Annotated in this window: 9 protein-coding genes; 8 read left to right on the top strand and 1 reads right to left on the bottom strand. The window is 60.7% G+C overall.

Translation table 11 applies throughout. The features are described from left to right. Positions 1–25 precede the first annotated feature (25 nt). Complete coding sequence (locus tag NL64_RS04710; protein ID WP_034147000.1) at positions 26–1,069, bottom strand: AraC family transcriptional regulator; 1,044 nt, start codon at positions 1,067–1,069, stop codon at positions 26–28. A gap of 352 nt (positions 1,070–1,421) precedes the next feature. On the opposite strand from NL64_RS04710, the gene NL64_RS04705 reads away from it, so the two are divergent. The 8 genes from NL64_RS04705 to NL64_RS04665 all read left to right on the top strand — a co-directional run bounded on the left by NL64_RS04705 (position 1,422) and on the right by NL64_RS04665 (position 13,441). Continuing rightward, positions 1,422–1,988 carry an RBBP9/YdeN family alpha/beta hydrolase gene (locus NL64_RS04705; protein WP_034146999.1) on the top strand — a complete coding sequence of 189 codons (567 nt, stop codon included), beginning with the start codon at positions 1,422–1,424 and terminating at the stop codon, positions 1,986–1,988. Positions 1,989–2,110: 122 nt separating this feature from the next. Next, positions 2,111–4,117, top strand: a complete 2,007-nt coding sequence (locus NL64_RS04700; RefSeq protein ID WP_034146998.1) for a DUF1302 domain-containing protein — start codon at positions 2,111–2,113, stop codon at positions 4,115–4,117. Positions 4,118–4,158: 41 nt separating this feature from the next. After that, on the top strand, positions 4,159–5,517 hold the full coding sequence (locus NL64_RS04695) for a DUF1329 domain-containing protein (protein WP_034146997.1): 1,359 nt from the start codon (positions 4,159–4,161) through the stop codon (positions 5,515–5,517). Between the two features lie 149 nt (positions 5,518–5,666). Next, the gene (locus NL64_RS04690; protein ID WP_034146996.1) at positions 5,667–6,758 is read left to right on the top strand and encodes a WD40/YVTN/BNR-like repeat-containing protein; all 1,092 of its coding nucleotides are present in this window, start codon (positions 5,667–5,669) and stop codon (positions 6,756–6,758) included. Between the two features lie 16 nt (positions 6,759–6,774). Next, a complete protein-coding gene (locus NL64_RS04685) occupies positions 6,775–9,294 on the top strand; it encodes an efflux RND transporter permease subunit (RefSeq protein ID WP_034146995.1) in 2,520 nt (839 codons plus the stop codon). A 6-nt stretch (positions 9,295–9,300) separates the two neighbouring features. Beyond that, the gene (locus NL64_RS04680; protein ID WP_034146994.1) at positions 9,301–11,079 is read left to right on the top strand and encodes an acyl-CoA dehydrogenase C-terminal domain-containing protein; all 1,779 of its coding nucleotides are present in this window, start codon (positions 9,301–9,303) and stop codon (positions 11,077–11,079) included. 22 nt (positions 11,080–11,101) lie between these two features. Further along, complete coding sequence (locus NL64_RS04675) at positions 11,102–12,745, top strand: fatty acid--CoA ligase (protein WP_034146993.1); 1,644 nt, start codon at positions 11,102–11,104, stop codon at positions 12,743–12,745. A 354-nt stretch (positions 12,746–13,099) separates the two neighbouring features. Next, the gene (locus NL64_RS04665) at positions 13,100–13,441 is read left to right on the top strand and encodes a potassium channel family protein (RefSeq protein WP_034146991.1); all 342 of its coding nucleotides are present in this window, start codon (positions 13,100–13,102) and stop codon (positions 13,439–13,441) included. Positions 13,442–13,730: the final 289 nt, after the last annotated feature.

The following is a 13,730-nucleotide window of genomic DNA, read 5'->3' as shown; positions in this document are numbered from 1 at the left end:
GTCGCCGTTTTTTTTGGCCGCGATATCAGGAGGTCTTTGGAGGGGTAGCGTCCGTCGGGGCTTTTGCCGAGCCCTGCTTTTGTGCGCGCCACGTCGCCGGTGGCATGCCGAACTGGCTGATGAACCAGCGCGTAAACGAACTCGCCATGGAATAGCCGAGCATGTCGGCAATGCGGCTGAGCGGGTAGTTCGGGTTTTCCAGGTAACGCAGCACCAAGTCGCGGCGCACGTCGTTGATCACGTCGTTGAAAGCGCAGCCGTCTTCCTTGAGGCGGCGTTGCAAGGTGCGCACGTTCATGCCTTGGGTCTGGGCGATCTGCTCGATGGTGGCGCGTCCCATGGGCAACAGCATGTAGATGGCCTTGCGCACTTCGAACAGCAACGAGGCGCCTTCGTCGTTCTGCAGCGAATCGAGGTAGCTTTGGGCGTAACGGGCCATGGCGGGGTCGGCATGGGGGTTGGGCAGGTCGAGGCTGGTATTGGGGCAGACGATACCGTTGAACTCGCTGCCGAACTCCAGGTTGCAACCGAACAGGCGCCGATGCAGTTGCAGGTTGTCTGGTGGCTGGTGCATGAAATTGACGCTGTAGGGATGCCAGTGGCTGCCGAGCAGTGCGGCACACAGGCGGAACATCACACCGATGGCCAGCTCCGTGGCCTGCTTGCTGGGCATCGGCGATTCGGTGACCACCTCTTCGCGGATGATCACCATTTTGCCGGCCTCTTCGACGAAGATCGCCAGCGAATTGTTCATCAGGTGCCGATAGTTCAGCACCACCTGCAAGGCATCGCGCAAGGTACGCTGGTGGCTAAGCAGCAGGCTGACCACCCCGAAGTCCGAGAGCTGGCGCGACTCGGCCATGCTCAGGCCAAAGGTCTGGCAACCGCTGGCGGCCGCCGAGTCTTCCAGCAGGCGCACGGCGGCATCGATGGTGATGCGTGATTCAGGGGCTTGCAACTGGGCTCTGCTCAGGCCTGCGCCGGCCAATACGTCACGCGGGTTGAACCCCAGGTACTGGGTAACCTCCAGGTAGTTGGTCAACACGGCGGCGCGAACAAACTTGGGCATTCGAAGGTCTTCCCTGGGCCGATGGCAATTGGCGTGAGCGTGGCGACTATATCCAGCACGTGGGCTGTTGAACAGTTGTCATGTAAGGGATGTTTTGCTGCTGTCCCGTGCCCTGTGAACTGCACGATACGGAGCGATCGCACCTCATCCGTTGATTACAGTGACCCTGCGCCAACCTGCGCTGATTTTAGACCATGGGTCACACGTCTGAGTGTCCGACAATTTGTCATCAAAAGAAAAGTGCATGACGTCCAATGTAAAGCGTAGCGGGTGGGCGCTCTTTAATGTCGACACTACAAAAAGCCCCTGGCGAAAGAGCCAGTCGAGTCATCGAGAAAGCAAAGGTGTTGACGTGGACAAACTGCAAACTGCTGCCACCGTTTTGATCGTACCCGGTCTGCGCGAGCACGTTGCCGAACATTGGCAAACGCTGCTGGAAGCCAGATTGAGCAAAGTACGCAGCGTGCCGCCGCTCGAGACCGACAAGCTCGATTGCCAGGCGCGTGTCCGGGCGATCCAGCACGAACTTGAACAGATCGACGGGCCGGTGATTCTGGTTGCCCACAGTGCCGGTGTGTTGATGGTCGCGCACTGGGCTGCGCAGTTCACTCGTCCGATCAAGGGTGCTTTGCTGGCCGCGCCACCGGATCTGAATGCGGCGTGGCCCGCCAATTACCCATCCCCTGAAACCCTGCGCAGCAACGGTTGGGATCCTCTACCCAAAAACCGACTGCCCTTCCGTAGCCTGGTGGCTGCCAGCACCAACGATCACCTGGCCAGCCTGGACGCTGCCACTCACCTGGCCCATGGCTGGGGCGCCGAATTGCTCAATCTGGGCGATGTCGGCCACCTCAACCCGGCGGCCGGTTTCGGTCACTGGCCCCAGGCCGAAGAACTCATCCTGGAGCTGGACCGCTAGTACAGGAGCCAGTCGGGCCGCATCCCGACCGGCATTTGCCCTCACCCCTGAAACGCTGGCCTCACCTGGCCGCGCGAGGGCGGCTGCGCTAAAAACAAATACAAAAAGGCGGAGACAACGCAATGCACAACAACAATAAGAGTCACGGCTTCACCACAACACGCTACACCTTGCTGGCGTCGGCTATCCTGGCCGCCATTATGCCGGCCGCTTATGGGGCAGAGATCGAAACGGGCAACCCGGACTGGGCTGTGCGAGTCGATAACACCATCAAGTACAACTACGGCGTACGCACCGAAAGTGCTGACAAACGCATGTTGGCAACGCCGAACAACAACGACGGCGATTACAACTTCCGCAAGTCCGGGACCAACATCACCAATCGCGTCGACTTGTTGACCGAGATGGACGTGGTCTATCAAAACCACATGGGCTTTCGCGTCAGTGCTGCAAGCTGGTACGACAAGGCTTATGAGAACACCGGCTCCAACTCCAACCCGTTCGTCAACGGCAACGGTTCGACGTCAGGCCTGATCGCCAACGACCCGCGCCTGGCCCCGGTTACCAATGACAACGTTGGCACTGGCAGCCCGCACCTGAGCAACTATGCACAGCGTTACTACACCGGTCCGTCCGGCGAAATCCTCGACGCCTTCGTGTTCTACAGCACCGAAGTGGGCGAGGAGTCGATGCTGAGCTTCAAGGCTGGCCAGCACAACGTGTTCTGGGGCGAGACCATTCTCAACCCGGTGCACTCGATCAGCTACGGCCAATCCGGCCTCGACCTGGCCAAACTGGCCGCGTCGCCAGGCACTGAAGCCAAGGAGCTGTTCGTCCCGCGTAATCAGCTGTCGATGTCGTTCACGGTCAACCCTGAACTGACCCTGGCGGCGCAGTACTTCCTCGATTGGGATGAAGCGCGCTTGCCGGAAGCGGGCACCTATTACGGCGGTTCCGACCTGGTCGGTTTCGGTGCGCAATCGTTCCTGTTGGGCAACACCAACGCCGTGGTTCCGGGCAGCCCGCTGGGTTGTGGCCTGGCGCCGTGCAACGGTTTGACCAACGTCCGTCGCGGCCATGACCTGACACCGGACAAGCGCGGCGACTGGGGCCTGATGGCCAAGTGGTCGCCAGCCTGGCTGGACGGCACCCTCGGCGTTTACTACCGCGAAACCTCGGAAATCCTGCCGCAAGCGTGGCTGGATGCCAGGGGCATCAGCTCGGCCAACGCCAACGGCACCCGTCCGGCAGGGCAAGTGCCAGCGGTCGTCAACACGCTCAACTCGCTGAACACTGCCACCTATCAAATGGCCTACGCCGACAACATCAAGATCGTCGGCCTGAGCCTGTCCAAGGACGTCGGCGGGGTGAGCGTGGGTTCCGACCTGAACGTTCGTCACAACATGCCGCTGGCCAGTATTCCGGCGATTGTCAGCACCACCAGTCCGCTGGGTCTGGGCCAGGGTCTTGGCCTGTTGCCGGCGCGCACGGCTTCCACCGGCGTGATTTATGACACGCCGGAGAAGGGCGACAGCATGGCCGCCACCGGCGACACCCTGCACTGGACGCTCAACGGTCTGATGACCATGCCGAAAACCCCCGTGTTCGATTCGGCGACCCTGCTCGCCGAGTTGTACTACAGCAACTTGCTCAAGCTCGATAGCAAGAATGAAGCGCTCTACAAAGGAAAGAGCACCTACCGCGGCATCGATCAGCCGACCCGGGATAACTGGGGCATCGCGGTCAACTTCACACCGACCTGGTACCAGGTGTTTCCCGGTGTTGACCTCAACGCGCCGATGTCGATCAACCTCGGTCTCGATGGTGTGTCACCGGTCTCCGGTGGCGGTGCCAAAGACACCGGTAACTACGCAGTCGGCCTGGGTGCCGTTGTGTACAACAAATACTTTGTCGACCTGAAGTACGTGGATTCTTTCGGCAAGGCCGACAAGTGCAATGTCAGTGGTGTGAGTACCGGTCCGAATGGCGGTGACGGTGCTGCGCCGAACGCCTTCAGCGGCAACGAAAACTACGCCTGTTACGCCGGTGGCTACTCAGCCTTTTCCGGTGGTGGTGCAACGACTGAGGACCGTGGCGCTGTTTACCTGACGATGAAAACCACTTTTTGATTCACCACTGATTTGCTCAATGCAAGCAGGAGAATAACAACATGAAATTCGTAAAAACCGTGTTGGCCGCTTCGCTGGCCATGGTCCTTGCCGCTCAGGCACAGGCCGCTGTATCAACCCAGGAAGCCGCCAAATTGGGCAGCAACCTGACTCTGGTGGGCGCCGAAAAGGCCGGGAACGCTGATGGTTCCATTCCTGCCTACAACGGTGGCCTGACCACGCCGCCAGCCAGTTTCAAAGCCGGTGACAGCATGCGCCCGGATCCGTTTGCCAATGAGCAACCGTTGCTGGTGATCGACGGCAAGAACGTCGATCAGTACAAGGGCATGCTCAGCGCCACCACCGTGGAACTGGCCAAGCGTTTTTCCACCTTCCACGTCAACGTGTTCCCGACCCACCGTACCGTCTCGCTGCCAAAAGCGGTGCTGGACAATGGCGTGAAAAACGCCACCGATGCCAAGTCGCTGGAAGGTGGCCTGGCCATCGACAACGTGCTGCCAGGCGTGCCGTTCCCGATTCCGCAGTCGGGTAACGAAGCGATGTGGAACTTCCTGCTGCGCTACCAGGGTGTCAGCATCAGCTCCAAGTACGATTCCTGGAACGTCGACTCTGCTGGCGTTCCGAGCCTGGCAACCACCGGGCAGGCGAACATCTCCTATCCAATCTACGAGAACCTTTCGCAGCCGATCAGCAGCTCCGATGTGTACTACCAGATGAAGCTGGCCTACACCGGTCCTGCACGCCGTGCCGGCGAGGCGATCATGCTCAAGGACGCCGCCAACCCGTTGCAGCAACCACGTCGCGCCTGGCAGTACTTGCCTGGCCAGCGTCGGGTCAAACTGGCACCGAGCCTGGCGTACGACACGCCTAACCCGGGTACTGCCGGCGCCGGCACCTACGATGACGTGTTCGTCTTCAACGGTGCGCTGGACCGCTACGACTGGAAGCTGGTGGGCAAGCAGGAAATGATCGTGCCCTACAACACCTACAAGCTGACTTACGTCCAGGATCCGAAGTCGATCACGACCCCTAATCACCTGGCACCGGACTTCGTCCGTTGGGAAAAACACCGCGTCTGGGTCGTCGAAGGCACCCTCAAGGCCGGTGCTCGTCACATCTACGCCAAGCGCCGCTTCTACCTCGACGAAGACAGCTGGACCGCTTTGGCCTCGGATCAATATGACGCCCGTGGTCAGCTCTATCGCGGTTCGTTCGCCTTCCTCAGCCAGAGCTATGACAAGCAGGTTCCGGACTCCACGCCATTCATGATCTACGACCTGGTGGGCGGCTCCTACAACATCAACGGTGTAGTCGGCCCTTACGGCGGCATCAAGTACATCGAACCGCTCTCCAAGGCCCAGTGGTCTTCGGAATCGCTGGCCGGTAGCGGCATTCGCTAAGCCAACCGTAAAAAACGCCCGTACGGTCCACTGCTCACAAGGCGGTGAACCGTGCTGCGGTCGGTGCATGCCGATCGCCGCGGGCGCCAGGTTCGAACGTCAGGCACACCAACGTGTGCCCCGGCGCGGTTTTTCGAAGAGGACGCGGTATGTGTTCGTATAAAAATAATATGTTGCAGCTGGCATTTGGCGTTGTGCTCTGCCTGTCGCAGGGCATCACCCATGCGAACGATTACGTCGATGTGCTGGACCTGCCCGCCAAGGTCAGCGCCCTGGCCATCAAAAGCCCGTTGTCTGGCATGGCCCGCGCCGGTGGGCGTGTGATCGCCGTCGGCCAGCGTGGTCATATTCTGTTTTCCGATGATTCCGGCCAGCACTGGCAACAGGCATCCGTGCCGGTCAGTGCTGACCTCACCGCCGTTAACTTCCCGACCGCCAGCCAAGGCTGGGCGGTGGGCAATGACGGCGTGGTGCTGCATACCAGCGACGCAGGCGCGACCTGGAGCAAGCAACTTGACGGCCGCCAGATCGGTACGTTGGTGGTCAACCATTACACGGCGCTGGCCAGCGCCGAACCGGGCAACGAGCAATGGCCCCAGTTGGCTATGGAAGGCCAACGACTGGTCGATCAAGGCGCGGACAAGCCGCTGCTTGACGTCTGGTTCGCCAATGAAAAAGTCGGCTATGTCGTCGGCGTGTTCAACCTGATCCTGCGCACCGAAGACGGTGGCCTGACCTGGACCCCATTCCAGGATCGCACCGACAACCCGCAGGGTTTCCACCTCAACGCCATCGCCTCCACCGGCGACGCCGTGTACATCGCCGGCGAGCAAGGCCTGTTGCTCAAATGGGACGACAACACCCAGCGTTTCGCTGCGGTGCCGACGCCTTATCAGGGCAGCTTCTTCGGCGTACTCGGCAAGCCTGGCGAAGTGCTCGTCTACGGCTTGCGCGGCAACGTGTTGCGCAGCACCGACGGCGGGCAAAACTGGACCGCGCTGAAAACCGGTCTGCACGTCAGCGTCACCGCCGGCCTTATCGATGCGCGCGGGCAATACCGCTTGTTCACCCAGGGAGGGCAGATGCTGGTGAGCCAGGGTTCTGGCGCACAACTGTATCTGGTGCAGAAACCGACACCGACACCCATAGCCGGTGCTACCCAGTCCGCCGATGGCGCGCTGGTGGTGGCAGGCAGCCGTGGCGCACGGACGCTGGCCGCCGATCCAGCCCTCGAACCCTAAGAGCGAGAACCCAGACATGGGCAATATCAAACAAGACGCCATGCCGGTGATCCGCGATCTGCGTGATTTCGACCACCGCTCCGGCAACCTGCTCGAACGGCTGGTGTTCAACTATCGGCCGCTGTTCATGCTGCTGATGGCCCTGGCCACCGTGGTGCTGGGCTTCATGGCCGTGACTCGCCTGGAGTTGCGCCCAAGCTTCGAAAAAATGATTCCGCAGAGCCAGCCGTACATCCAGAACTTCCTGGAAAACCGCCAGTCGCTGCGCGGCCTGGGCAACTCGGTGCGGGTGGTGGTGGAAAACACTCAGGGCGATATTTTCGACCCGGCGTACCTCGACGTGCTCAAGCAGGTCAACGATCAGTTGTTCCTCACCGAAGGCGTCGACCGGGCGTGGATGAAGTCGCTGTGGAGCCCGGCGGTGCGCTGGACTGAAGTCACCGAGGAAGGTTTCCAGGGTGGCCCGGTGATGCCCGACACCTACTCGGGTCAACCTGAACAGATCGAACAACTGCGCCAGAACATCTCTCGCGCCGGCATCGTCGGCAGCCTGGTGGCCAGCGACTTCAAGTCGAGCATGTTGATCGTGCCGCTGCTGGATAAAGCCGCCGCGGGTGGTCAGCCCATCAACTATCACGCGTTCTCGCAGATGCTCGAAGAGCAGTTGCGCGACAAGATCGAATACGCCGGCGACAGTGCCGCGCGTAAATCCGGGGTAGAGGGTAAGGGCCAGTACAAGGTCCGCGTGATTGGTTTCGCCAAACTGATGGGCGATCTGATCGACGGCCTGATTCAGGTGATGATGTTCTTCGGCCTCGCCGTCATCACCTCGCTGATCATCATTTATGCCTACACCCGTTGCGTGCGCAGCACATTGCTGGTGGTCGGCTGCTCGCTGATCGCGGTGGTCTGGCAACTGGGCATCGTCGCCTGGCTGGGTTATGCCATTGATCCGTACTCGGTGCTGGTGCCGTTCCTGATCTTCGCCATCGGCGTGTCCCACGCGGCGCAGAAGATGAACGGCATCATGCAGGACATCGCCCGTGGCACCCACAAACTGATCGCCGCGCGTTACACCTTCCGCCGTCTGTTCATCGCGGGCGTCACCGCATTGCTGGCCGACGCCGTGGGCTTCGCGGTGTTGATGCTGATCGACATTCCAGTGATTCAGGACCTGGCAATCACCGCGAGTATCGGTGTCGCAGTGCTGATCTTCACCTCGCTGTTGCTGATGCCGGTGGCGCTGTCTTACGTCGGCGTCGGCGCCAAGGCTGCTGACCGCGCACTGAAAATCGACAACCGCGCCGAACGCAACAAAGGCTTTGGCAAACTGTGGGAGCTGCTCGACCGCTTCACCACGCGCAAGTGGGCCACCGGTGCCGTATTGGTCGCAGTGTTGATGGGCATTGGCGGTTTCATGGTCAGCCTGAACCTGAAGATCGGCGACCTGGAAAGCGGCGCGCCGGAGTTGCGTGCGGACTCGCGCTACAACCGCGACAACGCCTACATCACTCAGCATTACGCGCTGTCCAGCGACCTGTTCGCGGTGATGATCAAGACTGCGCCGGAAGGCTGTCTGAACTACAAGACGCTGACCCTCGCCGACCGCTTGGCCTGGGAGCTGCAACAGTATCCGGGTGTGCAAGCGACCACCTCGCTGGTCAACGCGGTACGGCAGATCACCGCGGGTACCTACGAAGGTAACCCCAAGCTCAACAGCATCCAGCGCAACCAGGACGTGCTGAATTACGCCGCGCAACAGGCATCGGTCAACTCGCCGGAGCTGTTCAACAACAACTGTTCGCTGATGCCGGTGATTGCGTTCCTCAAGGATCACAAGGCTGAAACCCTCGACGCCGTGGTGGCGATTGCCGACAAGTTCGCCAAGGAAAACAGCACCGAAGATCGCCAGTTCCTGCTCGCTGCCGGCAGTGCCGGTATCGAGGCAGCGACCAACATCGTGGTGCGTGAGGCCAACCGCACCATGCTGCTGTACGTCTACCTGGCGGTGACGCTGTTCTGCCTGATCACCTTCCGCAGCTGGCGCGCGACGCTGGTGGCATTGCTGCCGCTGGTGCTGACCTCGATCCTTTGCGAAGCCTTGATGGTAGCCATGGGCATCGGCGTGAAAGTCGCGACATTGCCGGTGATCGCCCTCGGCGTGGGCATCGGCGTCGACTACGCGTTGTACCTGCTTAGCGTGCAATTGCACTTCCAGCGTCAGGGCCTGCCGTTGTCCCAGGCTTACCGCAACGCCGTGTCGTTCACCGGCCGGGTGGTCGGGCTGGTCGGTATCACCCTCGCCGCTGGCGTGGTGTGCTGGGTCTGGTCGCCGATCAAGTTCCAGGCCGACATGGGCATCCTGCTGACCTTCATGTTCCTGTGGAACATGCTCGGCGCGCTGATCCTGATCCCGGCCCTGTCGTACTTCCTGCTGCGCGAACGAGCGGTCGAGACCGCTGCTGTCACGGCAGCCGAAACCACCGAAACCACTGAACGTCCTGGCATGCCTCATGCCGTGACCACTTCCGAGTAAGCAACGATGTCTGACTACAAAGCTCCCCTGCGCGACATGCGCTTCGTACTCAACGAGGTTTTCCAGGTGTCCCGGTTGTGGGCCGAATTGCCTGGCCTGGCTGACGTGATCGATGAAGAAACCGCCGCCGCGATTCTCGAAGAAGCCGGCAAAATCAGTGGTGAAGTGATTGCGCCGCTGAACCGCGCCAGCGACGAACAGGGCTGCACCTGGAGCAATGGCTCGGTCAGCGCGGCGGACGGTTTTGCCGAAGCCTACCAAGCCTTCGCTGAAGGCGGCTGGGTCGGTGTCGGCGGTGATCCGCAGTTCGGTGGCATGGGCATGCCCAAGGCGATTTCGGCGCAGGTCGAAGAGATGGTCAACTCGGCCAGCCTGTCCTTCGGCCTGTACCCGATGCTGACCGCGGGCGCGTGCCTGTCGATCAACGCCCACGCCAGCGAAGCGCTGAAAACCAAGTATTTGCCGAACATGTACGCCGGCACCTGGACCGGTTCGATGTGCCTGACCGAAGCCCACGCCGGCACCGACCTGGGCATGATTCGTACCCGCGCCGAGCCTCAGGCTGACGGCAGCTATAAAGTCAGCGGCAGCAAGATTTTCATCACCGGCGGCGAGCACGACCTGACGGAAAACATCATCCACCTGGTACTGGCACGTCTACCGGATGCGCCAGCAGGGCCGAAAGGTATCTCGCTGTTCCTGGTGCCGAAAGTGCTGGTCAATGACGACGGCTCGCTGGGTGAACGCAACGCGCTGTCCTGCGGTTCCATCGAACACAAGATGGGCATCAAGGCTTCGGCTACTTGCGTGATGAACTTCGACGGCGCCACCGGTTGGCTGGTCGACGCGCCGAACAAAGGCCTGGCGGCGATGTTCACCATGATGAACTACGAGCGACTGGGCGTTGGCATTCAGGGTTTGGCTCAGGGTGAGCGCTCGTACCAGAACGCCCTGGCGTACGCCCGCGATCGCCTGCAAAGCCGTGCGCCCACCGGTGCGCAGCACAAGGACAAATCCGCCGACCCGATCATCGTCCACCCGGACGTGCGTCGCATGCTGCTGACCATGAAAGCTTTGAACGAAGGCGGTCGTGCGTTCTCCAGCTATGTCGCGCTGCAACTGGACACCGCCAAGTTCAGTGAAGATGAAGTCACGCGCAATCGCGCCCAGGAACTGGTGGCCTTGTTGACCCCGGTGGCCAAGGCATTCCTCACCGACATGGGCCTGGAGACCACCCTTCACGGCCAGATGGTTTTTGGCGGCCACGGCTACATCCGCGAGTGGGGCCAGGAGCAACTGGTGCGCGATGTGCGCATCACCCAGATCTACGAAGGCACCAACGGCATTCAATCCCTGGATCTGGTCGGGCGCAAAATCGTCGGCAGCGGCGGGGCGCTCTATCGGTTGTTCGCCTCGGAAATCCGTAACTTCACCGCCAACGCTTGCGCTGACCTCGGCGAGTTCACCCAACCGCTGAACGCCGCCGTGGACACCCTCGACGAACTGACGTCGTGGCTGCTGGATCGAGCCCAAAGCAACCCGAATGAAATCGGTGCGGCCTCGGTGGAGTACCTGCAAGTGTTCGGCTACACCGCGTACGCCTACATGTGGGCACGCATGGCCAAAGCCGCCATGAGCACCGATTCCAGTGACGATTTCTACGTCAGCAAACTGGCCACCGCACGCTTCTACTTCGCTCGTCTGTTGCCGCGTATCCACTCGCTGAGCGCGTCGGCCAAGGCTGGCAGCGAATGCCTCTATCAACTGGACGCGGCGCAGTTCTAAGCCACGGACAAGGAACTCCAACATGATAAATACAAAAATAATTGCGCCCGCCGAAGGCGCCTATGCCTACCCCCTGCTGATCAAGCAATTGCTGCTGTCCGGGGTGCGCTACGAGCCGGGTCGGGAAATCGTCTACGCCGACAAACTGCGCTACAGCTACCAGACGCTGAACAAACGCATCCGCCGTTTGGCCAATGCGCTGACGGCGGCCGGGGTCAAGGCCGGGGACACCGTGGCCTTGCTCGACTGGGACAGCCATCGCTACCTGGAATGCTTCTTCGCCGTGCCGATGATCGGCGCGGTGCTGCACACGGTGAACATTCGCCTGTCGCCGGATCAGGTGCTCTACACCATGAACCACGCCGAGGATGATCTGGTGCTGGTGCATGACGATTTCCTGCCGCTGGTGGAGCAGATCCAGGGGCAACTGACCACCGTCAAAGGCTTCCTCCAGCTCACCGACGACAGCGCCGCCAACACGTCGCTGCCGGTACTCGGCGAGTACGAGCAGTTGCTGGCGCAGGCCTCGGATCAGTACGACTTCCCTGACTTCGACGAGAACTCGGTCGCGACGCTGTTCTACACCACCGGCACCACTGGCGCGCCGAAAGGCGTGTACTTCACCCATCGCCAATTGGTCCTGCACACCCTGAATGCCGTCGGCACTTTGGGCGTGTACCAAGGCCAGCCGCTGTTGCGTTCCGACGACGTGTACATGCCGATCACGCCGATGTTCCACGTGCATGCGTGGGGCGTGCCCTATGTGGCGACCCTGATGGGCATCAAGCAGGTTTACCCCGGCCGCTATGAACCCAACAGCCTGGTCCGTCTGCACCGCGAAGAGAAGGTGACGTTCTCTCACTGCGTGCCGACCATCCTGCAAATGATCCTCAACTGTGAGGAAGCGAAATCCGCCCGTTTCGACGGCTGGAAAATGCTCCTCGGCGGCAGCGCCCTGACCCTCGGAATCGCTAGCGAAGCCAGCGCCAAAGGCATGGTGGTGCACGCCGGCTACGGCATGTCGGAAACCTGCCCGCTGTTGTGCGTGACCTACCTGCGTGACGAAGACCTCAAGCAGCCGATGCACGACCAGTTGCCGCTGCGCATCAAGACTGGCACACCGGTGCCGATGGTCGATCTGAAAATCATCGATGCCGAAGGCAAGGACGTCGTCCATGACGGCGTTGCACAGGGCGAAATCGTCGTGCGTGCACCATGGCTGACTCAGGGCTACCTGAATGAGCCGGAAAAAGGCGCCGAGCTCTGGCACAACGGCTGGCTGCACACCGGCGACATGGCATCCATCGACGCGATGGGCGGCGTGGAAATCAAGGACCGGATCAAGGACGTGATCAAGACCGGTGGCGAGTGGATCAGCTCCCTGGAACTGGAAAGCCTGATCAGCGAGCACGCAGCGGTCATGTCGGTCGCCGTCGTGGGCATCGCCGACGAGCAATGGGGCGAACGGCCGATGGCGTTGGTGGTGTGCGAACCGGGGCAATACCTCGACCGCAAAATCCTCGAAACCCACCTGCAAACTTTTGTTGAACGCGGTCGCATCAACAAGTGGGCGATCCCCAAGCAGTTCAAGTTCGTCACGGAGATTCCCAAGACCAGCGTCGGCAAGATCAACAAGAAGCTGATCCGCGAAAGCGAAGCGGGCTGACCGCTACCTTCTTGGGCGCGGCATCGTAGAGGGCATGCGTTGCTGCGCCGGGATCATCCTGGCGCCGCCTCCGTTGATGGGGGGAGCCTGTGACGCGGTTACGCTTTCATCTTTGCCAGGGTCATGGCACGAAGAACCGCTGAGCGCGATGACAACGGCGATCAGGACGGGAGGGATCAAGTGCTTGATCATCGGTGTTCTCCTGCGCCGTGAAATACCAGCTTAGCCTTGAATCTTCACGGCAACTCTCCGTCGGTCGCGAGCTGCGATTGACCAGCGGTTTCCAGCGTTTGTGCCAAGCTAATGGAGTCTTGATACGCCATCAGCTCATCCCATCCTCAGGAAGCCCATGACATGAACATCACTCATGCAGCGCATGTCCGTCGAGAATTCTTCAAAGCAGTCGGTTTCTACTTGCGAGTTGTCTGGCCGATCTTCTCCGTATTGGTTTTCCTGATCGTGCTGTTCGGCTTCATCATCGGCTATCTGGAAGGCTGGAAGCCCATGGACGGCATCTATTTCGGCTTCGTGACCGGTTTGACCATTGGTTATGGAGAGCTGGTGCCCAAACTCGGCGTCTCGCGGGTTCTGGCGTTAATGCTAGGGTTCAACGGCGTGCTGATGACCGCGATATTTGCCGCGGTCAGCGTTCGGGCGATTGAAGTGGCAGTGCGAGCGACGGGCCAAGAAGAGTAAGGATATTTTCGAGAGACCAAAAAACCGGTGGCGAGGGAGCTTGCTCCCGCTGGACTGCGCAGCAGTCCCCTTTTTGGGGCCGCTTCGCGACCCAGCGGGAGCAAGCTCCCTCGCCACAAATTGGCCCACCAAAAATAACGCCATGCGCAACCTGTAGGAGCCGGCTTGCTGGCGATTGCGGACATACAGTTGACACAGACGTCGCCTGACAAACGTGCTGATGACCGCGATATTTGCCGCGGTCAGCGTTCGGGCGATTGAAGTGGCGGTGCGAGCGACGGGCCAAGAA

The sequence above is a fragment of the Pseudomonas fluorescens genome (genome assembly GCF_000802965.1).
Lineage (GTDB): Bacteria > Pseudomonadota > Gammaproteobacteria > Pseudomonadales > Pseudomonadaceae > Aquipseudomonas > Aquipseudomonas fluorescens_A.
This window is presented reverse-complemented; position numbering and strand designations above follow the sequence as displayed.

What these genes read in the sequence shown, in the direction of transcription:
- NL64_RS04710 (WP_034147000.1), bottom strand. Translation starts at nt 1,069, where the DNA reads ATGCCCAAGTTTGTTCGCGCCGCCGTGTTGACCAACTACCTGGAGGTT.
- NL64_RS04700 (WP_034146998.1), top strand. Translation starts at nt 2,111, where the DNA reads ATGCACAACAACAATAAGAGTCACGGCTTCACCACAACACGCTACACC.
- NL64_RS04695 (WP_034146997.1), top strand. Translation starts at nt 4,159, where the DNA reads ATGAAATTCGTAAAAACCGTGTTGGCCGCTTCGCTGGCCATGGTCCTT.
- NL64_RS04690 (WP_034146996.1), top strand. Translation starts at nt 5,667, where the DNA reads ATGTGTTCGTATAAAAATAATATGTTGCAGCTGGCATTTGGCGTTGTG.
- NL64_RS04685 (WP_034146995.1), top strand. Translation starts at nt 6,775, where the DNA reads ATGGGCAATATCAAACAAGACGCCATGCCGGTGATCCGCGATCTGCGT.
- NL64_RS04680 (WP_034146994.1), top strand. Translation starts at nt 9,301, where the DNA reads ATGTCTGACTACAAAGCTCCCCTGCGCGACATGCGCTTCGTACTCAAC.
- NL64_RS04675 (WP_034146993.1), top strand. Translation starts at nt 11,102, where the DNA reads ATGATAAATACAAAAATAATTGCGCCCGCCGAAGGCGCCTATGCCTAC.
- NL64_RS04665 (WP_034146991.1), top strand. Translation starts at nt 13,100, where the DNA reads ATGAACATCACTCATGCAGCGCATGTCCGTCGAGAATTCTTCAAAGCA.